This window comes from Sphingomonas sp. AC449 (assembly GCF_979253475.1).
Genome location: NZ_CEEDCZ010000009.1, coordinates 108,895 through 135,856 on the forward strand (window position 1 = coordinate 108,895; position 26,962 = coordinate 135,856).

General features: G+C 67.1%; 21 protein-coding genes. 16 read left to right on the forward strand and 5 right to left on the reverse strand.

Annotated elements, in window-relative coordinates:
* The first annotated feature begins 194 nt into the window (after nucleotides 1-194).
* A complete protein-coding gene (locus AC0CH3_RS14560; protein WP_354304143.1) occupies nucleotides 195-2,042 on the forward strand; it encodes a sensor histidine kinase in 1,848 nt (615 codons plus the stop codon).
* The gene (locus AC0CH3_RS14565) at nucleotides 2,039-3,034 is read left to right on the forward strand and encodes a polysaccharide deacetylase family protein (protein ID WP_354304141.1); all 996 of its coding nucleotides are present in this window, start codon (nucleotides 2,039-2,041) and stop codon (nucleotides 3,032-3,034) included. Before AC0CH3_RS14560 ends, AC0CH3_RS14565 begins: the two co-directional genes overlap by 4 nt.
* 15 nt (nucleotides 3,035-3,049) lie before the next feature.
* Here the strand turns inward: AC0CH3_RS14565 and AC0CH3_RS14570 are convergent, their stop codons facing one another.
* Nucleotides 3,050-3,319 carry a hypothetical protein gene (locus AC0CH3_RS14570; protein WP_056024772.1) on the reverse strand — a complete coding sequence of 90 codons (270 nt, stop codon included), beginning with the start codon at nucleotides 3,317-3,319 and terminating at the stop codon, nucleotides 3,050-3,052.
* 131 nt (nucleotides 3,320-3,450) lie between these two features.
* On the opposite strand from AC0CH3_RS14570, the gene AC0CH3_RS14575 reads away from it, so the two are divergent.
* From AC0CH3_RS14575 to AC0CH3_RS14600, 6 genes are all read left to right on the forward strand, one after another.
* The gene (locus AC0CH3_RS14575) at nucleotides 3,451-5,667 is read left to right on the forward strand and encodes a ribonuclease R family protein (protein WP_354304380.1); all 2,217 of its coding nucleotides are present in this window, start codon (nucleotides 3,451-3,453) and stop codon (nucleotides 5,665-5,667) included.
* A 71-nt stretch (nucleotides 5,668-5,738) separates the two neighbouring features.
* Nucleotides 5,739-7,562: a translation elongation factor 4 gene (lepA, locus tag AC0CH3_RS14580; protein WP_056024779.1), complete on the forward strand. Its 1,824-nt coding sequence runs from the start codon at nucleotides 5,739-5,741 to the stop codon at nucleotides 7,560-7,562.
* Nucleotides 7,563-7,804: 242 nt separating this feature from the next.
* Nucleotides 7,805-11,203: a polysaccharide deacetylase family protein gene (locus tag AC0CH3_RS14585; RefSeq protein ID WP_465238018.1), complete on the forward strand. Its 3,399-nt coding sequence runs from the start codon at nucleotides 7,805-7,807 to the stop codon at nucleotides 11,201-11,203.
* Between the two features lie 100 nt (nucleotides 11,204-11,303).
* The gene (gene modA / locus AC0CH3_RS14590; RefSeq protein ID WP_354304136.1) at nucleotides 11,304-12,074 is read left to right on the forward strand and encodes a molybdate ABC transporter substrate-binding protein; all 771 of its coding nucleotides are present in this window, start codon (nucleotides 11,304-11,306) and stop codon (nucleotides 12,072-12,074) included.
* A complete protein-coding gene (gene modB, locus AC0CH3_RS14595; protein ID WP_443024787.1) occupies nucleotides 12,075-12,779 on the forward strand; it encodes a molybdate ABC transporter permease subunit in 705 nt (234 codons plus the stop codon). It begins immediately after the preceding gene.
* Nucleotides 12,769-13,368, forward strand: coding sequence for an ATP-binding cassette domain-containing protein (locus tag AC0CH3_RS14600; protein WP_354304134.1), 600 nt, complete (start codon nucleotides 12,769-12,771; stop codon nucleotides 13,366-13,368). The genes modB and AC0CH3_RS14600 overlap by 11 nt, the downstream gene beginning before the upstream one ends.
* A 64-nt stretch (nucleotides 13,369-13,432) precedes the next feature.
* Here AC0CH3_RS14600 and rpsI read toward each other — a convergent pair whose 3' ends face one another.
* The 3 genes from rpsI to AC0CH3_RS14615 form a co-directional block, all read right to left on the reverse strand.
* Nucleotides 13,433-13,990 carry a 30S ribosomal protein S9 gene (gene rpsI, locus AC0CH3_RS14605; RefSeq protein WP_082446261.1) on the reverse strand — a complete coding sequence of 186 codons (558 nt, stop codon included), beginning with the start codon at nucleotides 13,988-13,990 and terminating at the stop codon, nucleotides 13,433-13,435.
* Nucleotides 13,990-14,469, reverse strand: coding sequence for a 50S ribosomal protein L13 (gene rplM, locus AC0CH3_RS14610; protein WP_082444974.1), 480 nt, complete (start codon nucleotides 14,467-14,469; stop codon nucleotides 13,990-13,992). Before rplM ends, rpsI begins: the two co-directional genes overlap by 1 nt.
* A 122-nt stretch (nucleotides 14,470-14,591) precedes the next feature.
* On the reverse strand, nucleotides 14,592-15,635 hold the full coding sequence (locus AC0CH3_RS14615) for a COX15/CtaA family protein (protein WP_354304131.1): 1,044 nt from the start codon (nucleotides 15,633-15,635) through the stop codon (nucleotides 14,592-14,594).
* Nucleotides 15,636-15,829: 194 nt separating this feature from the next.
* On the opposite strand from AC0CH3_RS14615, the gene AC0CH3_RS14620 reads away from it, so the two are divergent.
* The 6 genes from AC0CH3_RS14620 to AC0CH3_RS14645 all read left to right on the forward strand — a co-directional run bounded on the left by AC0CH3_RS14620 (nucleotide 15,830) and on the right by AC0CH3_RS14645 (nucleotide 22,495).
* A complete protein-coding gene (locus tag AC0CH3_RS14620; protein WP_333996873.1) occupies nucleotides 15,830-16,234 on the forward strand; it encodes a MerC domain-containing protein in 405 nt (134 codons plus the stop codon).
* A gap of 70 nt (nucleotides 16,235-16,304) precedes the next feature.
* Nucleotides 16,305-16,778, forward strand: coding sequence for a Fur family transcriptional regulator (locus AC0CH3_RS14625; protein WP_333996874.1), 474 nt, complete (start codon nucleotides 16,305-16,307; stop codon nucleotides 16,776-16,778).
* 92 nt (nucleotides 16,779-16,870) lie between these two features.
* Nucleotides 16,871-18,793 (forward strand): 1-deoxy-D-xylulose-5-phosphate synthase, encoded by a 1,923-nt coding sequence (dxs, locus tag AC0CH3_RS14630; RefSeq protein WP_354304129.1) that lies wholly within the window; start codon nucleotides 16,871-16,873, stop codon nucleotides 18,791-18,793.
* Complete coding sequence (locus tag AC0CH3_RS14635) at nucleotides 18,790-18,957, forward strand: hypothetical protein (protein WP_354304127.1); 168 nt, start codon at nucleotides 18,790-18,792, stop codon at nucleotides 18,955-18,957. Before dxs ends, AC0CH3_RS14635 begins: the two co-directional genes overlap by 4 nt.
* 265 nt (nucleotides 18,958-19,222) lie before the next feature.
* Entirely contained in the window at nucleotides 19,223-21,292 is a 2,070-nt protein-coding gene (locus tag AC0CH3_RS14640; RefSeq protein ID WP_465238019.1) for a TonB-dependent siderophore receptor, read from the forward strand.
* 9 nt (nucleotides 21,293-21,301) lie between these two features.
* Nucleotides 21,302-22,495 carry an acetyltransferase domain-containing protein gene (locus AC0CH3_RS14645; protein ID WP_465238020.1) on the forward strand — a complete coding sequence of 398 codons (1,194 nt, stop codon included), beginning with the start codon at nucleotides 21,302-21,304 and terminating at the stop codon, nucleotides 22,493-22,495.
* An 8-nt stretch (nucleotides 22,496-22,503) separates the two neighbouring features.
* Here the strand turns inward: AC0CH3_RS14645 and AC0CH3_RS14650 are convergent, their stop codons facing one another.
* A complete protein-coding gene (locus AC0CH3_RS14650) occupies nucleotides 22,504-22,842 on the reverse strand; it encodes a hypothetical protein (protein ID WP_354304121.1) in 339 nt (112 codons plus the stop codon).
* A gap of 426 nt (nucleotides 22,843-23,268) precedes the next feature.
* Between AC0CH3_RS14650 and AC0CH3_RS14655 the strand changes: the two genes are divergently transcribed.
* Nucleotides 23,269-24,762: an ATPase domain-containing protein gene (locus AC0CH3_RS14655; protein ID WP_333996881.1), complete on the forward strand. Its 1,494-nt coding sequence runs from the start codon at nucleotides 23,269-23,271 to the stop codon at nucleotides 24,760-24,762.
* A 1-nt stretch (nucleotide 24,763) separates the two neighbouring features.
* The gene (locus tag AC0CH3_RS14660; RefSeq protein WP_354304118.1) at nucleotides 24,764-26,740 is read left to right on the forward strand and encodes a PAS domain-containing hybrid sensor histidine kinase/response regulator; all 1,977 of its coding nucleotides are present in this window, start codon (nucleotides 24,764-24,766) and stop codon (nucleotides 26,738-26,740) included.
* The last annotated feature ends 222 nt before the right edge of the window (nucleotides 26,741-26,962 follow it).

Here is a 26,962-nt window from a genome sequence, read left to right on the forward strand (position 1 = left end):
ACGCGCAACTCCCATCAAACGTTTCGAACCATGCGGTTCGGATGGGCTAGCTATAAGATAATTACCGGAGAACGCAATTGTCCCACATTGCGACGCAGCACGGGAACGCGGCAATTCTGCGGTTTCCTCACAGGCGCCGCGGGGGTATGACACAGTTATGACGTTTGCCGTGCAGCGTCGATCCGGGGAACGACGTGCGCTTCGATGATAGCCTGAAGACAGTGTTATCTGCCGACATGTCGACGGGCTTCGGCGCGCAATCGACATGGCGGCAGCTCGTCGACCTGATGGGCAGGGGCCGTGGTCCCTCGAATGGCGAGGCGCTGGCATGTCTTCGTGCGCTGCGTCCCGATATTCCCGAACCGATCAGGGCGAGCAGCGCACGCGCGCTCGCCTTTGCCGCGCCTGACGCCGCGCTGGTCGCATTTTTCGCCGAAGACAGCCTCGCGATCGCAGCGCCCGTGCTGCGGACGGCGACGCTCGATGCGGACGACTGGCTCGCATTGCTCCCGCGGCTGACCCCAGCGGGACGGTCGGTGCTTCGCCACCGCCGCGACCTGCCGCCCGCGGTCGGGCGGGGTCTCGAGAGCTTCGGATCGACCGATTTCGTGCTCGGGCATCCCGAACCTGCGATGAGCTCCGACGCTGTCGTGGCCGTCCCCGTGGATGCCGTCGCGGTGGGTGAGGATCCGGTCGCATCGCCACCGGCAGCCGCGCCGTCGGCGCCGTCGCCCGACACCCCGCTGAGCGCGTCGCCGTTCATGACGCTGGGGATGATTGCGCGCGGGCTGCCGTTCGTTGCCGAGGCTCTGCGTCATGCCGCCGAACCCGGCGAGCCGGCGTCCCAGGTCAGCGACACCGCGATGCCGGAGCCCGTCTCGACCGCGTCGCCTGCGCCCGAGCGGTTCGAGATTTCCGACCTCGTCAAGCGGATCGACGCGTTCAACCGCGATCGGGTCGTTCCCGAGGTCGCGCCGGAGACGGCGGCGGCGCCGCCGGAGGCGTTCCGGTACGAGACCGATGCGGCCGGCGTGATCCGCTGGGTCGACGGCGTGTCGCGCGCCGCGCTGATCGGCGTCTCGGTCGCGCATGCGGCGCGACAGGGCGAGGTCCAGATCGATGGCGTCGCGGTCGGCGGGTATCGTCGCAGGTCGCCGTTCGAGGCGGCACGGCTTCAGGTCGGCGGGCTCTCGAACGCGGCGGGATCGTGGCGCGTGTCGGGCGTTCCCGTGTTCGACGAGGGATCGGGCCGGTTCATCGGCTTTCGCGGCAGCGCGCGCCGGCCGCGCCGCGACGAGATGGCCGAACTCGCGGTGGCCCCCGAAAAGGCGAATTCGCCGGTATCCGATTCGCTGCGGCAGCTGGTCCACGAACTGCGCACGCCGACCAATGCGATCGCTGGGTTTGCCGAGCTGATCGAGACCGAATTGCTGGGCCCCGTCGCACCGACCTACCGCGACCGCGCGACGACGATCCGTCGCCAGGCCTCGGACCTGCTGGCTGCGATCGACGATCTCGACATCGCCGCGCGGATCGAGGGGCGCGCGCTCGACCTGCGTCCGACCGTCGTCCCCGTGCTGCCGCTGCTGAACGCGGTCGTGCACGATTTGACCCCGCTCGCGGCGTTGCGCGGCGCGCATGTGATGGTCGATCCGTCCGCGGGCCCCTGCGAGATCGCCGGCGACGACCGTGCGGTCGAGCGGCTGGTGAGCCGGCTGCTGTCAACGCTGGTATCGGCGAGCAGCAAGGACGAGATGCTGATGGTCGGGGTCGAGGCGACCGCCGGCGAAGTCTGCATCGGGTTCGACCGGCCGCGCTCGCTCGCGGTGCACGCCGCCAACATCCTGCTGAGCATCGATACCGAGCGCGAGCATGAGCGCGAGGGTGCGCCGCTGCTCGGCACCGGCTTCGCGCTTCGGCTTGCACAGAATTTTGCGGTCGAGCTCGGCGGGCATCTGTCATTCGGGCCGGACCGCCTCACGCTGCGCCTGCCCGCCGTGGCGACCGAGCGGAGCGAACGGGTGCTCGACGGCCTGCGGTGATCGCGCGCTATCGGCCCGAACGGCCCGCACCGGAACACCATGTCAGGTGGAAAAGCCGCTTTGGCCCGTGCTTCACGCTGTTCGTCGACGTCGAGGAGGAGTTCGACTGGCGTCGTCCGCTCGGCACCGCGCCCTATTCGACTAGGGCGATGGCGGCATTTCCCGCGGCACATCGCCGCTTCGCCGATCGCGGCGTTGCGCTCGCCTGCGTCGTCGACCTGCCGATCGTCAGCGATCCGCGGTCGGTCGACATCCTCCACGCGGTCGTCGCCGACGGCCGGTCGGAGATCGGTGCGCAACTGCATGGCTGGGTCAATCCGCCGATCGTCGAGCAGATCAGCGCGGTGACGAGTTATGCCGCGAACCTGCCCGCGGGCGTCGAAGCCGCCAAGATCGCGGTGCTGACCGACGCAATCACCGCAGCCTTCGGAATGCGGCCTAGGGTCTATCGCGCGGGACGGTACGGGATCGGGCCCGATAGCTTCGCGATCCTCGCGGCGATGGGATACCGGATCGATAGCTCGGTCCGGTCGGGCTATGATTACAGCGGGCAGGGCGGGCCCGACTTCTCGGGCATCGGGTCGGAGCCCTATCATGCAGGATCGCTGATCGAACTGCCGTTGACGACGGTGCATACCGGCAGGCTGCGCGGCGGCGGGAGCGCGTTGTACCGGGCGCTGTCGCGGGTTCCCCGTGCGCGCGGAGTCTTCTCGCGTCTGGGTCTAATGTCGCGCGTCGCGATGACGCCCGAGGACATGCCGATCGCGGCCGCGATCGAGGCGGTGACGATAGCGATCGGAGAGGGCGCCGCGTTCCTCAACTTCTCGTTTCATTCGCCGTCGCTCGCGCCCGGGCACACGCCCTATGTCCGCGATCACGCCGATCTGCAGCGCTTTCACGACTGGTGGACCGCGATGCTCGACCATCTCGACCGTCTCGGCGTGCGCAATGCGTCGATCGCGGAGATTCTCGACAATATCCGCGAGGGCTAGGCCTGCAAGCGGCGTTCAGATCGCGCGGCGATGCTTTCCGCCATAGCGACGGCCGATATAATCGCCGATCTGCGCGACTTCCGCCGCGGCTTCGCGTGCGGCCTTTGCCTGGCATGGCATCGGATCGGTGGTCGGGTCGGCGGCGCGTCGCTGGACGGTTGCGCAGAGATCCTCGATATCGGCTCGCGACAGGATGTTCTTTTCGCGCAGCAGGCAAATCAGGCTCTGCAGGATGACGAGGTTCTTGTCCTCGGGATCGGCTTCGAGCCGTAGCGGCGTCGTCACTGTCTCTCTCCTTATATTTATACGCGGATGATATGCCTATGCCGTGCGCACGCAAGGGCTGATTTTCACGGTCCTGCAGCGTGTTGCCGGTAACGGGTGACGCGTGGCGCAACGCACCCTATCTGGGAGCGATGTACAAACCAAAAGCCGGTCTTCCGACCCGCCAGCAGATCCTGGACTTCATCGCGTCGTCGGACGTCCCCGCGGGCAAGCGCGAGATCGCCAAGGGTTTCGGCCTGAGTGCGCAGGACAAGATCGGACTGAAGGCGTTGCTGAAGGACATGGCGGACGAGGGGCTGATCGACAGCGCCCCCGGCCGCGCGTTCCACAAGATGGGCGGCGTGCCCAAGGTCACCGTGCTGCGGATCGCCGATGTCGACGATGCGGGCAATGTCTGGGCGGTGCCCGAACGCTGGGAGGCCGAGGGCGTGCCGCCGCCGCGGCTGCGCGTACGCGAACGCAAGCGCGGCGCGCTGGGGATCGGCGAGCGGATCCTCGCGCGGACCGAGGAAGCGGGCAATGGCTGGACTGCGCATCCGATGAAGGTGCTCGCGCCCGCGTCCGAACAGGTGCTCGGCGTGCTACGCGAGGAGGCGGGGCGGCTGTGGCTGACCGGCGTCGACAAGCGCGAGCGGCGCGAATTCGCGGTCGCCGATGCGGGCGGCGCCGCGCCGGGCGATCTGGTGCTTGCCGAACTGGCGGGCAAGCCGCCGCGGATCGCCGCGCGGGTCGTCAACAAGCTGGGCGACCCGTTCGCCGCGCGGAGCTTCTCGCTGATTGCGATCCACAAGCATGGTATCCCCGACGTCTTTGCGGTCGAGGCGATCGACGAGGCGAAGCGCGTCGCGCAGCTCCCGCTCGGCGACGACCGCGAGGATCTGCGCCACCTGCCGATCGTCGCGATCGACCCCGAGGATGCGCGCGATCATGACGATGCGGTCTGGGCGCAGGCGGACGAGGATCCGGCCAATGCCGGCGGCTGGAAGGCGATCGTCGCGATCGCCGATGTCAGCTTCTACGTGCGTCCGAAGTCGGAGATCGACCGCGAGGCGCGGCGGCGCGGGAATTCGGTGTATTTCCCCGACCGCGTGGTGCCGATGCTGCCAGAGATCCTGTCGGCGGACGTCTGTTCGCTGAAGGAGGGCGAGGATCGCGCCGCGCTCGCCTGTCACCTCGTGATCAGTCGCGACGGGTCGCTCAAGTCGTGGCGTTTCACGCGCGCCGTCGTTCGGATCGCGGCGAACCTCGCTTATGAGGAGGCGCAGGCGGCGATCGACGGGACGCTGGCGCTCGACATGACCGAGACGGTGCTGAAGCCGCTCTGGGGCTGCTGGGCATCGCTCGCCAAGGCACGCGACGCGCGCGCGCCGCTCGACCTCGACCTGCCCGAGCGGCGGGTGGTGCTCGACGAGAAGGGGCGGATCATGTCGGTCGCGCCGCGCGAGCGGCTCGATGCGCACCGGCTGATCGAGGATTACATGATCGCGGCGAATGTCGCCGCGGCAAAGGCGCTCGAGGGCAAGAAGGCGCCGGTGATGTACCGCGACCACGAGCCGCCGAGCCGCGAGAAGCTGGCGGCGCTGAAGGAGTATCTCGAGACGTTCGGCGTGCCGTTCGCGCTGGGGCAGGTCATCCGGCCGGCGACGTTCAACCATGTGCTCGAGCGGATCGGCGATGCCGATTTCCGGCCGCAGGTGATGGAGCAGGTGCTGCGCACGCAGACGCAGGCCTATTACAGCCCCGCCAATCACGGGCATTTCGGGCTGGGCCTTGGCAGCTATGCGCACTTCACCTCGCCGATCCGTCGTTATGCCGATCTGATCGTGCACCGGTCGCTGGTCGCGGCGTACGGGCTTGGGGCAGGCGGGTTGCCTGCCGAGGATGCGGCCGGGATGGAGGCGATCGGCGAGACGATCAGCCGGCTCGAACGCCGCGCGATGGAGGCGGAGCGCGACACGATCGATCGCTATGTCGCCTCGTTCCTCTCCGAACGCGTCGGCCAGATCATGGAGGTGCGGATCACCGGTGTCACCAATTTCGGGTTCTTCGCGACGGTCGAGGGAATCGGCGGCGACGGACTGATGCCCGTGCGCGACCTTGGCGGCGAATATTTCCGCTTCGACGAGGCGGCGCGGACGCTGGTCGGCGAGGATAGCGGCGACGTCTATGCGCAGGGGCAGATGCTCGACCTCAAGCTGGCCGAGGCGAACCCGGTGTCGGGCGCGCTGCGCTTCGAAATGCCCGAGGGGAAGGGGGCCGCGGGACCGGCACGCGCGCGCAAGCCGGGCCGCGAGATCAAGCGGCGCGGGCGTCCGGCGAACATCCGGCATCAGGGAAAGCGACGCTGATTGTGATCCCCGTTGCCACGGATGTCGCGGAAGCTTTGGCATAAGCCCGGCGAGGTGCTAACGGCGCGCGCATGACGACCGCATTGTCCCACATCCGCAACTTCTCCATCATCGCGCATATCGACCATGGCAAGTCGACGCTCGCCGATCGGCTGATCCAGCAAACCGGCGGGCTGACCGCGCGCGAAATGTCCGAGCAGGTGCTCGACAACATGGACATCGAGAAGGAGCGCGGGATCACGATCAAGGCGCAGACCGTGCGCCTGGCCTACCGCGCGAAGGACGGCGAGGATTACGTCCTCAACCTGATGGACACGCCGGGGCATGTCGACTTCGCCTATGAGGTGAGCCGCAGCCTCGCCGCGTGCGAGGGCGCGCTGCTGGTGGTCGACGCGGCGCAGGGCGTCGAGGCGCAGACGCTGGCCAACGTCTACCAGTCGATCGAGCATGACCACGAGATCGTGCCCGTCATCAACAAGATCGACCTTCCCGCCGCCGAGCCCGAAAAGGTCCGCAAGGAGATCGAGGACGTGATCGGCATCGACGCGTCCGGCGCAGTGCTTGCGTCGGCGAAGTCGGGGATCGGCATCGAGGATATCCTCGAAGCAATCGTCACGAAGATCCCGCCGCCCAAGGGTGACCCCGAGGCACCGCTGAAGGCGATGCTGGTCGACAGCTGGTATGATCCGTATCTCGGCGTCGTCATCCTCGTCCGCGTGATCGACGGGGTCCTGAAGAAGGGCCAGCAGATCAAGTTCATGCAGACCGGCACGATGCATCTGGTCGACCGGGTCGGCTGTTTCCGCCCCAAGATCGAGCAGCTGACCGAACTTGGCACGGGCGAGATGGGCTTCATCACCGCGCAGATCAAAGAGGTCGCGCAGACGCGCGTCGGCGACACAATCACCGATGCGAAGCGACCTGCGCTCGAGGCACTGGCGGGCTTCAAGGAAGTCCAGCCGGTGGTGTTCTGCGGGATGTTCCCGGTCGACGCTGCCGAGTTCGAGAAGCTGCGCGAGTCGATCTCCAAACTGCGCCTCAACGATGCGTCCTTCTCGTTCGAGATGGAGACGTCGGCGGCGCTGGGCTTCGGCTTCCGTTGCGGGTTCCTCGGGCTGCTGCATCTGGAGATCATCCAGGAGCGACTGACGCGCGAATATGACCTCGACCTCATCACGACCGCGCCGTCGGTGGTGTACGAGATCGAGCTGAACCACCCCGATCCGGCGGGCACGACGCATATCGAGCTGCACAATCCCGCCGACATGCCCGAGCCGAACAAGATCGCGACGATCAGCGAGCCGTGGATCGAGGCGACGATCTACGTCCCCGACGAATATCTCGGTAGCGTCCTCAAGCTGTGCCAGGATCGCCGCGGCATCCAGAAGAATCTGACCTATGTCGGCGGCCGCGCGCAGGCGACCTATGAGCTGCCGCTCAACGAAGTGGTGTTCGATTTTTACGATCGGCTGAAGTCGATGTCGAAGGGCTATGCCAGCTTCGATTATCATCAGATCGGGTACCGGGAGGGCGACCTCGTGAAGATGGGCATCCTCGTCAACGAGGAGCCGGTCGATGCGCTGTCGATGATCGTCCATCGCGGTACCGCCGAAGTGCGTGGTCGCGGGATGGTCGAGCGGCTGAAGGACCTGATCCCGCGCCATCTGTTCAAGATCCCGATCCAGGCGGCGATCGGTGGCAAGGTGATCGCGCGCGAGACGATCAGCGCGATGCGCAAGGACGTGACCGCCAAATGCTATGGCGGCGATGCGAGCCGCAAGAAGAAGCTCCTCGAAAAGCAGAAGAAGGGGAAGGCGAAGATGCGCGAGTATGGCTCGGTCAGCATCCCGCAGGAGGCGTTCATCGCCGCGCTACGAATGGGCGACGACGCGTAGATCTGACGTATCCTCCCCTGCGGGGGAGGTGGCGCCGCAGGCGTCGGAGGGGGAGGATACGGAATAGCGGTTTTCCTGTCCTCCCCCTCCGTCAGGCTACCGCCTGCCACCTCCCCCTTGCGGGGGAGGATTCGCGGGTGCGCATCGCCTGCAAACATGACGAATTTGACAGGATGGCGAGGGCGAGGTTGCACGCGCGTTCGTGCATGGCGTCCGCGCCAACGCCCGGATAGCTTGAGGTCATGACACTGCACCCCGTTTTCTATGACGCCAGCGGCCGCCGTCGGCGGCGGTTCACGCTGGGCGTCGTCGCGTTCGTCGCGCTGCTCCTGCTGTCGGTGGCGGTGCTCGTCGTCTCGGTCGGCGTGGTCCCCGCGGCACCGCTGTTGCCGTTCGAGCCCGAGCATCCGGGTCTCCACAGCCTGCCGGCACCGCATAGCGGGCTGATCGGCCGGACGAGGCGCAGCCTCGATTATTACGCGAAGGGGCTGTTCGGGGGGGCGGCAGCGGGGGCCGGGAAGGCGGGGCCGAAGGGTGGCGTCGGCCAGGCCCCGCGCGCGACCAATCCGCGGCTGGCGATCGCATTCCATACGCCGTGGGACGAATCGAGCACGGCGAGCCTCGCGCGGCATGTCGAGCAGCTCGACTGGGTGATCCCGGGATGGGTGTCGGTCACCGGTCCCGATCATGCGATCACGGTGTTTCGCGATACCGCCGGACGTGCCGTCCTCAACCGCGCGGTGCATCGTCCGGTGATCCTGCCGATGGTCCAGAATGCGAAGGACGGCGACTGGGATGGCGCGGGCAGCGCGGCGCTGTTCGCGGACGCGCGCGCACGCCGTGCATTGCTCGACAGGCTGGTCCCGTTCCTCGCGGCGAATCACGCGGGCGGCGCCTTTTTCGATTTCGAGAATTTGCCGCAGGGCGCGCAGGCGAATTACCGGCTGTTCCTGAGCGAGGCGAAGGCGCGCTTCGCACCGCGCGGCTGGGTCGTCGCGATCGCGGCGCCGGTCGGCAACCCCGACTGGAGCATGGCGGCGTATGCGCGGGTAACCGACAAGATTTTCCTGATGGCGTATGACGAGCACGAGACGAGCGGCCCGGCGGGACCGATCGCGTCGCAGCGCTGGTTCGTGCGGTCCGTCGCCGACGCGTCGCGGGGGATCCCGCCGTCGAAGCTGGTCGTCGCGATCGGGTCCTATGCCTATGACTGGCACGGCGATGCCGAGAGCGGACGCGGTGATGCGCTCGGCGTCGAGGAGGCGTGGCAGGCCGCCGCCGATTCGGACGCGCGGCCGAGCTTCGACGCGGGCAGCGGGAACAGCAGCTTTGCCTATGCCGATGGCGGCGTCCGGCACCAGGTCTGGCTGCTCGATGCCGCGAGCGCGTACAACCAGATGGCGTTCCTGCAGAAGGCGGGCGTCGGCAGCGTCGCCTTGTGGCGGCTGGGGTCCGAGGATCCCGCGCTCTGGTCGATCTTCGGCCGCAACCATCGCCGCCTGCCGGCGCCGGGCGCGATCGATGCGATCCCGGCGGGGACGAACGTCGATATCGAGGGCAATGGCGAGATCCTGAAGATCGCGGCGTCGCCGGTCTCGGGTCAGCGAACCGCGATCGCGGCGCGGGACGGGACGGTCGCGGATGTCCGGTTCACGCGGCTGCCGTCACCCTATGTCGTCGAGCGGACCGGCTATCGCCCGCGCCAGCTCGCGCTGACGTTCGACGACGGTCCCGATCCGGAATGGACGCCGCAGATCCTCGACATCCTCAAGCGCAAGCATGTGCCGGGCACGTTCTTCATCGTCGGCGAGAACGCGCTGACGCAGCGTGGCCTGCTCGAGCGGATGGTCGCCGAGGGTCACGAGATCGGCAGTCACACCTATACGCATCCCAATCTGGCCACGGTGTCCGACCGGCAGGCCAGGTTCGAGCTGAACACGACGCAGCGGCTGTTCCAGGCCTTTACCGGACGCTCGCTGCGGCTGTTCCGCGCGCCCTACTTCGGCGATGCGGAACCGAGCACCGCGGACGAGATCCTGCCGGCGCTCGAGGCGCAGCGCCGCGGCTATGTCTCGGTCGGGCTGCACGTCGATCCCGACGACTGGAAGCGGCCGGGCGTTCAGGCGATCATCGACCGGACGATCGCACAGGTCGAGGACGGCAATCCGGAGCGCAGCGGCAACATCGTCCTGCTCCACGACGCGGGCGGCAACCGCGCACAGACCGTCGCCGCGCTGCCCGTGATCATCGATCGGCTGCGTGCGATGGGGTATGAGTTTGTCCCCGTCTCGACGCTCGCCGGCCTGTCGCGCGATGCGGCGATGCCCGTCATATCGTCGAGCGACCGTGCGGCCGCAGTGGCCGATCTCGCGTTGTTCAGCGCGCTCGGTGGCATGGTGATCGCACTGCGCTGGATCTTCGGGATCGCGATCACGATCGGCATCCTGCGCGCGCTGGCGCTGTCCGCGCTCGCGCTGATCCAGGCACGACGCGAATTGAAGACGGTGTTCCCGGCGATCGATCCCGAGCGGTTCGTGACGGTGATGATCCCGGCGTTCAACGAAGAGCGCGTGATCGTCCGAGCGGTGCAGGGCGTGCTCGCCTCGACCGAGGTCGCGATCGAGGTCATCGTCATCGACGACGGGTCGAGCGACGCGACGTCGGCGGTCGTCGCGCAGGCGTTCGCCGGCGACGACCGCGTCCGGCTGCTGACGCTGGCGAACGGCGGCAAGGCGCGAGCGCTCAATCACGGGCTCGAGCTCGCGCGCGGCGAGATCGTCATCGCGCTCGATGCCGACACGCAGTTCGAACCGACGACGATCGCGCGGCTCGCGCGGTGGTTCGTCGATCCGACGCTGGGGGCGGTCGCGGGCAATGCCAAGGTCGGCAACCGCGTGAACCTGATCACGCGCTGGCAGGCGCTCGAGTACATCACCGCGCAGAATCTCGAGCGGCGCGCGCTCGCCCGGCTCAACGCGATCACGGTCGTTCCGGGCGCGGTCGGTGCCTGGCGACTCGCGGCGATCCGTGCGGTCGGGGGGTATCCCGACGATACGCTTGCCGAGGATCAGGACCTGACAATCGCGATCCAGCGCGCAGGGTGGGCGGTGCAGTACGACCAGTTCGCGATCGCGTGGACCGAAGCCCCCGAGACGATGCGCGCGCTCGCCAAGCAGCGGTTCCGCTGGGCGTTCGGGACGCTGCAATGCCTGTGGAAGCACCGCAGCGCGATCGGCCGCAGCCAGCCGAGGGGGCTGGGGTGGGTCGGTTTGCCGCAGGCGATCGTTTTCCAGATCCTGCTCGCCGCGATCTCGCCGATCATCGACCTCGCGCTCGTCGTCAGTTTCGCGACGACCTATGTCGCGGTCTCGGCACACGGCTGGGCGCAGACGAGCCATGATCTCTACACGATGCTGACCTATTGGCTGGTGTTCACGGCGATCGACCTGCTCGCGGCGACGATCGCCTTCGCGCTCGAACGGCGCGAGCGGTGGCGGCTGCTCTGGCTGCTGATCCCGCAGCGGATCGGCTATCGGCAGGTCATGTATTATGTCGTGCTCAAGGCGATCGCGCAGGCGTTGCGCGGTCCGATGGTCGGGTGGGGCAAGCTGGCGCGGACGGGGCGTGTCGCCGCGCCCTGACGGGCCGGGCTGCAGGCGATTGAACCGGACCCATGGTCTGGCGTTCAACCGCGTGCGGCGTATACGGACAGGCGTCGTAGGGCCTGCCCGAAGGGACATGATGACGTATCTGGGATTTACCGCGCTGGTGGCCGCGAGTGCGGCCGCGACGCTTGCCGCGACGCCGGCGGCTGCCGATCCGACGCCACCGCTGGTGTTGGCCGCGGCGAGCCTGCAGGAGTCGCTGACGGCGGCGGCAAATGCGTGGGCGGCCAAGGGGCATGTGAAGCCGGTGATCTCGTTTGCGGCGTCGTCGGCGCTCGCGCGTCAGGTGCAGGCGGGGGCGACCGCCGATCTCTTCATATCCGCGGACGAGGACTGGATGGACGCGCTGGCGGCGCGCAAGCTGATCGTCGCGAACACGCGGGTGACGTTCCTCGGCAATCGTCTCGTCGTCGCGGCGCCGGAGGGATCGAAGACGCGGATCCCGGTGCGTCCGCCGGCAGCGCTGGTCCGCGTGCTGACCGCGGGCCCGCTCGCGATGGCGGACACGCCGGTCCCCGCGGGCAAATACGGGCAGGAGGCGCTCGAGCGTCTGGGGGTATGGGCGCAGGTCGCGCCGCGCGTCGTCCGCGCCGAGAACGTCCGCGCGACGCTCGCGCTGGTCGAACGCGGCGCCGCGCCGCTGGGGATCGTCTATGCGACCGACGCTAAGGCCTCGGCGCAGGTGCGGATCGCGGGCGTGTTCCCCGCCTCGACTCACCCCGCGATCACCTATCCGGTCGCGCGGCTCAGCACGTCGCGCAACCCCGAAGCCGAAGCCTTCCGGCGGTTCCTCGTCTCGCGCGGGGGCAAGGCGATCTTCGTGCGCTATGGTTTCTCGGCCCGCTGAATGGCGGGTGACCTCCTGTTGACGTCGGCGGAATGGGCCGTGGTGGGCCTGTCGCTGAAGGTCGGCGGGGTCGCGATGCTCGTCACGCTGCCGATTGCCTTTGCGATCGCGTGGATCCTCGCGCGGGTCCGGTTTCCGGGGCGCGTGCTCGTCGATGCGCTCGTTCATCTGCCGCTCGTCGTGCCGCCGGTCGTGACGGGATGGCTGCTGCTGATCGCGTTCGCCCCCAATGGCCCGATCGGCGGCTGGCTGCAGGACTGGTTCGGCGTGAGCGTCTTGTTTCGCTGGACCGGCGCCGCGATCGCGGCGGGGGTGATGGCCCTGCCGCTGATGGTGCGGGCGATGCGGCTGTCGATCGAGGCGGTCGACCGGCGGCTGGAAAGCGCCGCCCGGACGCTCGGCGCCGGCCCGTGGCGCGTGTTCTGGACGCTGACGCTCCCGCTCAGCGTGCCCGGCGTGCTCGCGGGGGCGGTGCTGGGGTTCGCGCGATCGATCGGCGAGTTCGGCGCGACGATCACCTTCGTCTCGAACGTGCCCGGGCAGACGCAGACGCTCCCGCTCGCGATCTACTCCGCGCTGCAACAACCCGGCGCGGAGGCGATGGTGTGGCGGCTGTCCGCGATTTCGGTGTCGCTGTCGCTGGTCGCGCTGGTCGCGTCCGAGCTGCTCACGCGGCGCGCAGGGCGGGGTCTTCATGTCCTTTGAGATCGACGTGCGCAAGCGACTGGGGGAGGCCGAGGTCGCGCTGACGCTGGCGGCGGGCGACGGCGCGACGGTGCTGTTCGGCCCTTCGGGCGTCGGCAAGACGAGCGTGCTCAATATGGTCGCGGGGTTGCTGCGCCCCGATAGCGGGCGGATTCTCGTCGATGGCGAGACGCTGTTCGACGACGGGATCGACGTACCGCCCGAGGCGCGTCGCGCAGGCTATGTCTTCCAGGAAGCGCGGCTGTTTCCGCATCTGAGGGTGCGCGCGAACCTGCTCTACGGTGCGGGCCGCGATACCGGCGCGTTCGAGGACCGGATCGGGTTCCTGGGGATCGGGCACCTGCTCGACCGCTGGCCCCGTACGCTGTCGGGTGGCGAGGCGCAGCGTGTCGCGATCGGCCGCGCGGTGCTCAGCAACCCGCGTTTCCTGCTGCTCGACGAGCCGCTGGCGTCGCTCGATCGCGCGCGGCGCGAGGAGATCCTGCGTGCGATCGAGCATCTGCGCGACGTGATGCGGCTGCCGATCCTGATGGTGACTCACGATCCCGACGAGGCGGAGCGGATCGGCACACGCGTCGTGCGGATGTAGCCCGGACATGAAAAAGGCGGCCCGGGAAAACCCGGACCGCCTCTTTCGTAGCTCGCTGACGCGTTTAGCGCTTCGAGAACTGGAAGCTACGACGGGCCTTCGCCTTGCCGTACTTCTTGCGCTCGACGACGCGGCTGTCGCGGGTCAGGAAGCCTGCAGCCTTGACCGATGCACGCAGCACCGGCTCGAAGCGGGTCAGCGCCTGGCTGATGCCGTGCTTGACCGCGCCGGCCTGGCCCGAAAGACCACCACCCTTGACGGTGCAGACGACGTCATACTGACCTTCGCGCTCGGTGATCCCGAACACCTGGTTGATGACGAGACGCAGCGTCGGACGTGCGAAATATACTTCCTGGTCACGACCGTTGATCGTGATCTTGCCGGTGCCGGGCTTGACCCAGACGCGTGCGACGGCGTCCTTGCGACGGCCGGTCGCATAGGCGCGGCCCTGCTTGTCGAGGATCTGCTCGCGCAGCGGCATCGGCTCGCGGACGGGCTCGTTCGAAACCGGTGCTTCGATATCGCCTTCGCTGGTCGGCAGCGTCTGTGCGGCAGGGGCAGCCGGCGCGGGCTGGTTGGTCAGGCTCGCGAGATCGGCGAGCGACTGGCGGTTGTCGGACATTATGCGCCCACCTTGTTCTTGCGGTTCATGCTGCCGATGTCGAGCACGGCAGGGTTCTGTGCCTCGTGCGGATGCTCGGTGCCCTTGAAGATACGCAGGTTGCGCATCTGCTCACGACCCAGCGGGCCGCGCGGGATCATGCGCTCGACAGCCTTTTCGAGAACGCGCTCCGGGAAGCGGCCGTCGAGGACCTTGGCGGCAGTGATGCCCTTGATGCCGCCGGCATAACCAGTGTGCTTGTAATAGATCTTCTTCGCGGCCTTGTTGCCGGTGAAGCGGATCTTGTCGGCGTTGATCACGACGACGTTGTCACCGCAATCGACATGCGGGGTGAACGACGTCTTGTGCTTGCCGCGCAGGACGTTGGCGATGATCGATGCGGCACGACCGACGACGAGACCTTCCGCGTCGACGATATGCCACTGCTTCTCCACCTCGTGCGGCTTGGCCGACTTGGTGGTCTTCATGAGCGCCTTCATGGGCGTTGGACCTTCCAGATTGAATGCAAGCACGCCGCAGGGTTTCCCCCGCAGCGCGAATGCCCGCCTAATGCTGAAAGGGGGTCTTCAAGTCAAGCTTTCCGCCGGTTTGCTGACGGGTATCATGATACCCGGGCAGGGCTGCCGACCCGATGCGCGGCGAAAACCGTGGCGATCAGCAGCAGCGCGGCGTTGGCCTGGTGCGCGACCGCGACATGGATATCGACACCCGTCATCAGCGTGGCGATGCCGAGAAACACCTGAAGCGTGACGAGCCCCACGACCCAGAAACCCGCGCGCGCGCCGAGTCGCGTCGTGCGGACCGCGAGCCAGACGAGCCCGGCGGCGGTCGCAAAGGCCAGCCAGCGGTGGATGAACTGCACCATGATCGGGTTGTCGACCGCGTTGGTCCAGCCGGGTGTGAGCATCGGCACGCCTGCGGGGAACAGGCTGTCGCCCATCAACGGCCAGCTGGCGAACGCGTATCCTGCATCGAGCCCGGCGGTGAACGCGCCATAGACGAGCTGGATGAAGAGCAAGGCGAACGCGGCAATCGCGATCGGTGCGAGGCGGGCAGGGGCGGCGAGACGCGACTTGTCGAGCGCAAGCAGATCGAGCGCGGTCCAGACGATCCCGGCGAGCGTGACGAGCGCGGTCATCAGATGGACCGCGAGCCGGATATGGCTGACATCGGTGCGCACCGACAGCCCCGACTTCACCATCCACCAGCCAATTGCACCCTGCAACGCGCCGAGCGCGAGCAGCGCGCCGAGACGCCAGCCATAGCCGGCGGGGATCTGCCGACGGACCGCGAACCAGATCAGCGGAAGCGCGAAGGCGGCTCCGATGGTGCGCGCGAGCACGCGGTGGAGATACTCCCAGAAGAAGATCTCCTTGAACCCGTCGAGCGTCATGCCGCTGTTGAGCTGGCTGTATTCGGGGATCTGCTTGTAGTTGGCGAACTCGGCCTGCCACTGCGCCAGTGTCAGCGGCGGGATGATTCCCGTGATCGGCTTCCATTCGGTGATCGACAGCCCCGAATTGGTGAGCCGCGTGATCCCGCCGACGACGACGATGCCGACGATCATCGCGGCGACGACGAGGAGCCAGATCGCGACCGCTCGCGGGCGCGCTGTGGAGAGGAAGGCGGCACTGGGCTGAAGCATGCGACAGCCCTACGCCCCTGCGCCGGGGGCGTCGAGTATCAGGAGTTACCGCAGGCCGGATTTCCGATCTGACAACCGAGCGTGCACCGGACGAGCGGCGTCGCGGCGGGTTCGCGCAAGCCGGCGGGATGATGCGCAAAATTTACCGATGTGATGTTGTATCCTGTCCTCGAATCGCCTATCTGACGGAAACGATGTCGACCACCACCCACACGCACGCGTCCGCACATGCGCACCGGCCCTGGCTTGCCGGGCTCGACCGCTATGCGATCGGACTGTCGGGGCTGTGCATGGTGCATTGCCTGGCGACGTCGGTTCTGCTCGCGCTGATGTCGACCGCGGGCGGCGTGCTGCTCGATCCGATCTTCCACGAGGTCGGGCTGACGATCGCGATCATGCTGGGCGCGGTCGCACTGGGGCGCGGCGTGCTGCATCACGGCCATGCGCTGCCTGCTGCGATGGGGGCGTTCGGGCTCGGGATCATGGGCGGCGCGATGACGCTGCCGCATGACGCAAGCGGGCTCGAGACGGTCTGGACGGTCGCGGGCGTCGCGTTGCTCGCGCTCGGGCACGAACTCAATCGCCGGGCGGCGCACTGAGACGCAGTCCATGCGCCGCGTCCGCGGCGTGCTTGCGGCAGGCGCTGCGGCACCCTAGCTTGACCGGATAATGGCAGCACACGCGCACAAGCATCACGAGCCGCAGGGTATCGACCTCACCGTCGCGGCGCAGGCGGCGCTGGAGAAATCCGGCGAGCAGTGGACGAGCATGCGTGCGAGCGTCTTCGCCGCACTGGCGGGGTTCGACAAGCCTGCCAGCGCCTATGACATCGCCGAGTCGGTGTCGAAGACCGAGGGCAGGCGGGTCGCCGCGAACAGCGTGTACCGGATCCTGGACCTGTTCGTCGGCGCGAACCTGGCGCGGCGTGTCGAAAGCGCCAACGCCTATGTCGCGAACGCGCACCCGGAATGCCTGCACGACTGTATCTTCCTCGTGTGCGACTCCTGCGGACAGACGACGCATATCGACGACGATCCGGTCACGCGCGGCGTGCGCCATGCAGCAGAACTTGCCGGATTTACCCCGGTGCGGCCGGTGATCGAGGTGCGCGGTCGATGCGCCGCGTGCGAGGCGCAACGCTGAAGGATGCGCCACGCGCAGATAATCTGATGCGGGGCGCGGGGTTTCGTTCGGTAGCAATCGACACCAAACCTGTGCTGCGATAAGCCCGTCCGATGGCTGATACTCCTGTAACCCCGTTGCTCGACACGGTTTCGACCCCAGACGATCTCCGCAAGCTGAAGCCCGAGCAGCTTCGCCAGCTCGCCGACGAGCTGCGCACCGAGACGATTTCCGCGGTCGGGACGACCGGCGGGCACCTCGGATCGGGGCTTGGCGTCGTCGAGCTGACGACCGCGATCCATTATGTGTTCGATACGCCGCGCGACCGGCTGGTCTGGGACGTCGGGCATCAATGCTATCCGCACAAGATCCTGACCGGTCGCCGTGACCGTATCCGCACGCTTCGGCAGGGCGGGGGGCTGAGCGGCTTCACCAAGCGCAGCGAGAGCGAATACGACCCGTTCGGCGCGGCGCATTCGTCGACCTCGATCTCGGCCGCACTGGGTTTCGCCGTTGCGAACAAGATCGCGGGCAAGCCGGGCAAGGGAATCGCCGTGATCGGCGACGGCGCGATGTCGGCGGGCATGGCCTATGAGGCGATGAACAATGCCGAGCAGGCGGGCAACCGTCTGGTCGTGATCCTCAACGACAACGACATGTCGATCGCGCCGCCGGTCGGCGGGCTGTCGGCCTATCTGTCGCGAATCGTGTCGAGTCGCGAGTTTCTCGGCATCCGCGAGCTCGCCAAGAGGCTCGCCCGCCGCCTGCCGCGACCGTTCCACAACGCCGCGCGCAAGACCGACGAGTTCGCGCGCGGGATGACGATGGGCGGCACGCTGTTCGAGGAGCTCGGCTTCTATTATGTCGGGCCGATCGACGGGCACAATCTCGATCACCTGATCCCCGTGCTCGAGAATGTCCGCGATGCGGAGGAGGGCCCGATCCTCGTCCATGTCGTCACGAAGAAGGGCAAGGGCTATGCCCCCGCCGAGGCGGCCGCGGACAAATATCACGGCGTCCAGAAGTTCGACGTGATCTCGGGCGTGCAGACCAAGGCGCCACCGGGACCGCCGCAATATCAGAACGTGTTCGGTGCGCAGCTCGTAGCCGAAGCGGCCAAGGACGACCGGATCTGCGCGATCACCGCGGCGATGCCGTCGGGGACCGGGCTTGACGCGTTCGCCAAGGCCTATCCCGACCGGTTCTTCGACGTCGGAATCGCCGAACAGCACGGCGTGACGTTCGCGGCAGGGTTGGCGGCGCAGGGCATGCGGCCGTTCTGCGCGATCTATTCGACGTTCCTGCAGCGCGCCTATGACCAGGTGGTACATGACGTCGCGATCCAGAACCTGCCTGTGCGGTTCGCGATCGACCGTGCGGGGCTGGTCGGCGCGGATGGCGCGACGCATGCCGGCTCGTTCGACGTCACCTATCTCGCGACGCTGCCGAACTTCGTCGTGATGGCGGCGGCGGACGAGGCCGAGCTCGTCCACATGACGCACACCGCCGCGCACTATGACACCGGCCCGATCGCGGTGCGCTATCCGCGCGGCAACGGCACGGGGGTGGCGCTTCCCAGCACGCCGGAGCTGCTCGAGATCGGCAAGGGCCGGATCGTCCGCGAGGGCAAGACCGTCGCGATCCTGTCGCTCGGCACGCGACTCGAGGAGGCGCTGAAGGCAGCCGAGGTGCTCGAGGCGAAGGGGCTGTCGACGACGGTCGCGGATCTGCGCTTTGCCAAGCCGCTCGACATCGAGATGATCCGCAAGCTGCTGACGACGCACGAGGTCGCGGTGACGATCGAGGAGGGCGCGGTCGGCGGTTTCGGTGCGCATGTCCTGACGCTGGCGAGCGACGAGGGGCTGATCGATGGCGGGCTCAAGCTGAGGACGCTGCGGCTGCCCGACCTGTTCCAGGACCAGGACAAGCCCGATGTGCAATATGCCGATGCGGGGCTCGATTCGGCCGCGCTCGTCGAGACGGTGTTGAAGGCGCTGCGGCACAATTCGGGCGGAGTCGCCGAAGCGCGCGCATGACCGGACCGACCAAGGCCGTCGTGATCATCGCGCTCGCGGTGATCGTGATGGTGTCGCTGAACATCGCGATGTGGCGGCGGATGCGCGCCGGCCTGGCCGCCGCAAAGGCCGACCAGGCCGCAAATCCCGAGCTGTTCGACCAGGACGGCGCGCGCATTCCCTAGCGCGCTGCCGCATCCGACGGGCGATGGCCTGTCGATGGTGCCTTGGACCCATGGCCGCAGAGCAGACCGGCCCGGCGCGCAGTTTCCGGCCGGCTAGAACACGCACGCCCCGACCGCCCGGCGCCGTCTGGCAGACGACCTGCCGCAGCATGGTTGCCGATTGCGACAAGATCGTTATGAGACATAATATCATATCGGTTGTGTGCGGGAAGACTTGGTGGCGAGAGCGTTGAAGCGAAGGGGGGCAAGCGGGGCGATCGCGCGAATGCCGCGAAGGCTGTCGCGCGTCGTCGGCGTGATCGGGTTGATGGCAGGATCGTCGGTCCAGGCGCAGGAGGCAGATGACGCGACCGAGCGCGACGACATCGTCGTGCTGGGAACGCGGACGTCGCGGGATGCAACGCTCTCGTCCGATCGCGCGACCGAGCTGATGTCACAGTCGAGCCGGTCGCTGGAACAGGATCTCCTGCGCGCGGCGGGCACCTATCGGCTGAGCGATGCGCTGGAGCTGGTCAGCGGAAGCAGCCAGCAGAACAACCGCGGCGGCTTTGCCGACAATTTCGCCATTCGCGGCTTCCTCAGCACCGCCGATGGCGGGGGCGAATATTATACGGACGGCTTCATCGCCAACCGGGGGAGCGCACCCGCGCGCGATCCGGCGACGATCGAGCGTATCGAGATCCTGAAAGGGCCCGCCGGCGCGGTGTTCGGCGACATCGATCCCGCCGGACGCGTCAACATGGTGAGCAAGACGCCGCGCTTTGCCGCGCACGCGTCCGCGACGCTGCAATATGGCTCGTTCGACACCCGCCGGATCGAGCTCGATGCCACGGGGCCGCTGACCGACACGCTGGCCGCGCGGATCGTCGTCGCGACCAAGGATAGCGACGGCTATCGCGACTTCGTGACGTTGAAGCGCCGGGTGGTATCGCCGTCGCTGACGTTTCGACCCTCCGACGCGGTCCAGTTGACCTATCTGGCGCAGCATATCGCATATGATGCCCCGTTCGATCGCGGCGTGAGCGCGATCGCGGGCGATCCGCTGGCGCTGCCTGCGTCGCGGTTCCTCGGCGAGCCGTCGAACGGCGCGACGCGCGCGCGCGATACGCGGCACCAGCTGACCGGGGAGGCGCGGCTGGGCGGGGCATGGTCGCTGGTCGGCGGGATCGCGTATCGCACCGGTTCGCTCCGCGGCATCTCGGCGGACCAGTCGCGGCTGGTGGACGGGCGGACGCTGTGGCGGCAACGACGCGAGCGCGGCTATGAGGTCGAAGACCTTTCGGCGCGGCTCGAACTGCGTGGCGAGGTCCACGCGCTGGGTGTCCATCGACCCAGCTTCGGCATCAAGGGGTATACGCTCGACTATCTCGAGCTGCTGAACCGGAGAAACCCGACCGCAGCGGATCCCTATGCGATCGACATATTCAACCCGGTCTACGGGGTGGCGCAGGCGCTGCCGCTCCTTCCCAGCATCGATCAGCGCGAAACGCGGCAGGTGCTGTCGCTCTACGCGCAGGATGCATGGGCCGTGACCACGAAGCTCGACCTCGTCGGGGGCGTGCGGTTCGACGCCTATCGCCAGCAACTCGAGCGCAACCTTGTCAACGCGACCACCGTTTCGAAGGCGGAGCCCGTCAACTTCCGGCTCGGTGCGCGTTATGCCGTGGACGAGGCGATCTCGGTGCATGCCAATTGGGGTGAGTCGGTCCAGCTCAATTCGGGGAGCGGGATCGGCGGCGTGGCGTTCGCGCCCGAGCGGGGACACGGTTTCGAGATCGGCGCGGCGGCCCGCCTGAGCGGTCTGGACCTCGGCGTCACCTGGTTCGACATCCGCAAGAGCAACGTCCTGACCACGGACCCCAACGACGCCAATTTCCTGGCGCCCGTCGGATCGCTGACGAGCCGCGGGATCGAGGTCGACGCGTCGCTGCGGCTTGCGCGTCGCTGGCAGGCGGTCGTGAATTACGCGTGGACCAGGGCGCGCAACGACGACCGGTCCTTCGCGACGCCTTTGGCTCTCAACGTGCCGGATCATTCGGGTACGGTCTTCGTCGTGCATCGCTTCGATCCCGGTACGGGCCGGGACTGGCTGGTCAGCGGGGGCCTCGCCTATGTCGGCAAGCGCTCCGGCGCGACCGACGCCAGCGGCCTCGTCCTGCCCGACTATGTGAAGGTCAAGGCATCCGCCGAGATCCCGCTGTCGACGACGCTGACGCTGCGGGGGGAAGTCGATAACCTGTTGAACGCGCGCTATGCGCAAAGCTCGTACAATTCGTTCTGGATCTATCCCGGCGCGCCGCGAACGCTGCGCGCCTCGCTGCGTGCGGAATTCTAGAGGGATGTCATGACCCAGTCCCACACACCGGCAAGGGCCGGCGATACGCAGACCGCGCGCAAAAGCCCGGGCAGGCGCCTCGCGAGTATCGACGCGCTGCGCGGGCTGGTGATGGTGCTGATGCTGCTCGACCATCTGCGCGAGACGTGGATCGTCCTCGTCCCGATGCCCGATCCGGTGGACGCGCGTACCGTAATGCCCGCGCTCGCGATCGCGCGCTTTGCGGCAAGCTTCTGCGCGCCCGTCTTCGTCGCGCTGACGGGACTCGCCGCCTATCTCTTCGCCAGGAGCCATACACCGGGCGAGACCGCGGGTTTTCTCGTCAAGCGCGGGCTCCTGTTGATGGCGATCGACGTCGTGTATTTGTCGCCGCTCTATTGGGGGGTGGTGCCGCAGCCGACATTCTGGCTCCAGGTGATCTGGTGCCTTGGCCTGTGCATGATCCTGCTGGCGGCGCTGATCCGGCTGCCGCGACCTGCGCATATCGCGCTCGGGCTGTTTCTCGTCTGCGGGCACAACCTGCTCGACCCGATACGATTGCAGCAGGGGGACACCCTTTTCCCGCTCTGGGCGCTGGTGCATCAGCGCGACGCGATCGCGTTGCCGTTCGGGTTCATCGCCAAGACGACCTATCCGATCCTGCCATGGCTCGGCGTCATGCTGCTCGGGCACGCGATCGGTCCATGGTTCGGGCACGACGTCGCGCCCACCGTGCGGGTGAGGCGGCTTGTGCGTCTCGGCGTCGGGATGATCGGCGGCTTCGTCGTGCTGCGCCTTCTCAACGTCTATGGCGACGCGCCGTGGTATGTCGTCGAGGGCAGCGGCGTGCGGACCGTGATCAGCTTCCTGTCGATGACGAAATATCCGCCGTCGCTGCTCTTTCTGCTACCGACGCTCGGCGGCGGCGCGCTGATGCTCGCGTTGCTCGAGATGCGCGGCGGGGCGTGGCTGATCGAAAAGCTCGCCGTGTTCGGCGCGGCGCCGATGTTCTTCTATCTCTTCCACCTCACCGTCCTGCGCCTTCTCTATCATAGCGCGCTCGCCTGGTGGGGGCCGACCAGCGGATCGGTCTTCATGGTCGACGGTTATGGCTGGGTGATCGGCTGGTACGTCGCGTTGATCATGCCGCTTTATTATCCGACCGCGTGGTTCTCGCGACTGAAGCAGCGACGCCGCGACATTGCGTGGCTCCGCTTCTTCTGACCGCGCGCCTAACGCTGTTTCTTGGTCAGCGTCGCGGTGAAGTCCGGATCCTTGTTCGCGACCCAGTCGACGAACTTGCGCACGGCGGGGTTCGCCAGCAGCGCTTCAACATCCATCCCGTGGCGCTGCAATTCGGAATTGGTGAAGTTGGCGGTCAGGTTCTGCTGGCAGATCGGATGCATCGGAACCACGTCGCGGCCACCGCGGCTCTTGGGGACCGGATGGTGCCAGATGATGGTCTTTCCCGTCGGGCGACCGCAGAGCCAGCACGCCACCACCTCGACGGGCGTCTCGTCCTCGGCCTGCGCGTCCTCGTAGGGGCCGTGTTTCGAATGTTTACGGGCCATGTGCGTTTCGAGAGTCCCTGATGATGAGGCTGCTAGTAGCGGGGAAGTCGCGCTTGTCACAGCATCGAAGACATCGATCAGCCGGGATGTCAAAGTCGGAAGGACCTGCCGTGGGGGTCGTCGACATCATCGGACACTCGAAGCGCTGCCGTGATGCCGACCTGCTATGCGCCGGCTCGTCGAGCGTCGTAAGATAGGGTTGATGCGGTAGGATCGCTCGGGAATGTATGGCCTTGCGCAGCCAATGGTTCCTTTCGAACGTTTAACTCCGTGCCAGCTTCGCTTTTGGTTACTCATGGGATTCGGCTGGTCGCGGCGCGCCCCGGGCGGTAGGCAGATCATATCCGAAGCCCGCCGAACGCCGGGTGTTCGCCAGCATGTCGAAGCCCTTGAATTAAGGAACTGTGGTTGCCGTCGATGGAAAAAATGCCAGCCCTGGCTCTGACGGGTATCAGCGGCCTCGATGATATCCTGAACGGCGGCCTGACGCCGGACCGGATGTATCTCGTCGAAGGTACGCCCGGTACCGGCAAGACGACCCTCGGGCTTGGCTTCCTCCTGACGGGTGCGGCGACCGGGGAGACCGGGCTCTATATCACGCTCGCCGAGACCGAGGTGGAACTGCGGGCCGTCGCGCAGACGCATGGCTGGTCGCTGGACAGTCTGACATTGTTCGAGATGGTCCCCGCCGATGGGCTGGGCGAAGACCAGGAACAGACGCTGCTGCATCCGAGCGAGGTCGAACTCGGTGAAACCGTCCGCGATATCATGGCAAAGGTCGACGAGGTCCGGCCGACGCGCGTCGTACTCGACAGCCTGTCCGAACTCAGGCTGCTCGCGCAGAGCCCGATCCGCTATCGTCGACAGATCCTCGCGCTGAAGCACTTCTTCTCGACGCGGAACTGCACCGTGCTGTTTCTCGACGACAAAAGCGGGACGGGGAGCGACCTGCAATTGCACAGCATCGCGCACGGCGTCGTGTCGCTCGATCAGATCCTGTCGGGCTTTGGTGCGCAACGGCGGCGGCTGCATGTCGTCAAGATGCGCGGGGTCAAGTATCGCGGCGGCTATCACGACTTCGAGATCGAGCGCGGCGGCCTGCGCGTCTATCCGCGGCTGGTCGCATCGGAGCATGAGACGGCGGAGGCTGGCGCCGCGGTTTCGACCGGCTCGCTCGAGCTCGACGCGCTGCTCGGAGGCGGGCTCGTGCCCGGAACCGCGACGTTGCTCACGGGCCCGGCGGGGGTCGGCAAGACGACGGCGTCGGTGCAATGCATGGTCGCCGCGCTCAAGCGGGGCGAAAACGCCGCCTATTTCCTGTTCGACGAGCGGATGCCGACATTGCTCACGCGCAGCGCGTCGCTCGGCATGGACCTCGAGCCGTATCTCCAGAACGGTCAGCTCGAATTGCGCGCGATCGATCCGGCGGAGATGTCGCCGGGGGAGTTTGCCGATGCGATCCGCAGGACGGTCGAGGATCACAGTGCGACGCTCGTCGTCGTCGACAGCCTCAACGCGTATCTCCAGGCGATGCCGAACGAGCAGTTCCTCGTCCTTCAGATGCACGAGATGCTGACATATCTCGGGCAGAAGGGCGTGGTCAGCCTGCTGATCCTCGGGCTTCACGGCGTGATGGGCGACATCCGGTCGGACGTGGATCTCAGCTATCTGTCGGATACGGTGGTCCAGCTGCGCTATTTCGAGGCGCATGGCGAAGTCCGCCAGGCGATTTCGGTGATCAAGACGCGTACCGCGCGGCACGAACGGACGATCCGCGAGTTTCAGATCGGCAGTCATGGGCTCCGGCTTGGTGAACCGCTCCGGCAGTTCCAGGGCGTTTTGACCGGGGTCCCGACATTTTCGGGTGAAGGAAAGACGCTGATGGCCAGCCAGATGGGGACGCTGGATTCACACGGTTAGCATGAACGCGCGCGTTCTGATCCTGGCGCCGCGCGGACGCGATGCGGCGATCGCGGCGGAGCTTCTCGCGCGTGGCGCGATCGAGACGCATGTGTGCGACAGCCAGCGCGACCTCGTCGAAGCGCTGCGCCAAGGCGCGGGTGCCGTCATGCTCACCGAAGAGGCGCTGGCGCCGAGCGCGTCGGACCTGATCGATTGGGTCGCGGGCCAGCCCGCTTGGTCCGATATTCCGTTCGTGGTGCTAGCCAACGGGTCGCGGACACCGCGCACATTGCTCGCGACCAGCCGGTTGGGCGATCTCGGCAACGTCGTCCTGCTCGAGCGTCCGTTGCACGCGGATGCCATGCTCGGCGCCGTGCGCTCGGCGCTCAAGGCGCGCGCACGTCAGTACGAGGTTCGCGATGCGGCCGCGACGCTCGAACAGGCCGTCGTGGACCGGACGGCCGATCTCGAGGCAACGCGCGATGGTCTGGAAGTCGCGCTCGAGGCCGCGGGCATGGGAAGCTGGGACATCGATATCGTCACCGGACTGACCCGACGGACGCTGCGCCACGATGAGATCTTCGGCTATGCGACCAAGCTCGACCATTGGGACGTGGAGAGCTTCCTCGCGCATGTCGATCCGTCGCAGCGCGATGCGACACAGGCGGCGTTCAGCGAGGCGCTAGTGAGCGGCTCGCTCGACATCGAATGCGCGATCACGACGGCAGACGGTCGCAGCCGGTGCATCGTGGCAAAGGGGCGCGTGCGGTACGGCGCCGACGGCAACGCGATTCGGATGACCGGCGTCGTGTCCGACATCACCGATCGCCGCGACGCCGACATGCAGCTCGCGCAGGCGCAGAAGATGGATGCCATCGGTCAGCTCACCGGCGGCGTCGCGCATGACTTCAACAACCTGCTGACGCCGATCGTCGGCAGCCTCGATCTCATCCGACGGCGACACAAGGACGACGAGAAGACGCAGCGCATGATCGGCGGCGCGTTGCAGGCAGCAGAGCGCGCGGCGACGCTGACGCAGCGGCTGCTGTCGTTCGCGCGGCGGCAGGCGCTGCAACCGCGTGCGGTCGATATCGGCAAGCTCATCGACGGCATCGTCGATCTAATCCGCCGTTCGCTCGGGCCATCGATAACAGTGGTTCTGGATATCCCGGCGCATCTGTCGTCCGCCCGCGTCGATCCCAACCAGCTCGAGCTCGCGCTGCTCAATCTCGCGATCAATGCCCGCGACGCCATGCCGGGCGGCGGCCGGCTGACGCTGGGCGTAAGCGAGGCGAGCGTCGATGGCCGCAATGCGCTGGGGCTCAAGGGCGGCGGCTATGTACGGCTCGTCGTCGCCGATACGGGCAGCGGGATGGACCAGGCCACGCTCGCACGCGCGACCGAGCCGTTCTTTTCGACCAAGGGCGTTGGCAAGGGGACGGGGCTGGGCCTCTCGATGGTGCACGGGCTCGCGGCGCAATCCGGGGGGACGCTCAAGCTCGAAAGCGTGCCCGGCACCGGGACGACGATCGAGCTGTGGCTTCCCGCGTCTGCCGAGACGGGTGTCGAGCCGGACAAGCCGGCGGCCGAGCCGGTAGTCGCCGAGCGGGCGGCGACGGTGCTTCTTGTCGATGACGAGGAGCTGGTCCGATCGGCCACCGCGGAGATGTTGCGTGACATCGGCTACAGCGTCATCGAGCTCGCGTCCGCGTCGCAGGCCCTGTCGGCGATACGTTCGGGAATCGATGCCGATATCCTCGTCAGCGATTATGTGATGCCCGGAATGACGGGAGGCCAACTGATCAACGAATTGCGCGCGACCGGGGTTCGTATTCCGACATTGCTGGTCACCGGCTATGCCGCCACGGGCGAGGACGTGCCGGGTGACGTGACGCGCCTCGCCAAGCCGTTCCGCCAGGTCGATCTTGCCGCGCGCGTCAACGAATTGCTTCGGCCGTTGCAGGATCCTGCTGAAACTGCCGCGATCGCACGTTAAAGCCAGTCGGTCGCCAACGCTGACCGCAGCTCGTCATCGCGTTACGATCCACGGCTGCTCGCTTAATGATCAGACTATGGTGGCTGGTCGTGTTGGTCAGCTACCTGGACCAAAGCCGTCTCGCTGCGACCGGTGCCCTCGCTCAGCCCCTCAGGGTCACCCGGTAGGGCACGGGAGCGTCGAAACGTGTGAGTTTGGAAAAATTGCCATAAAAGTGAAATT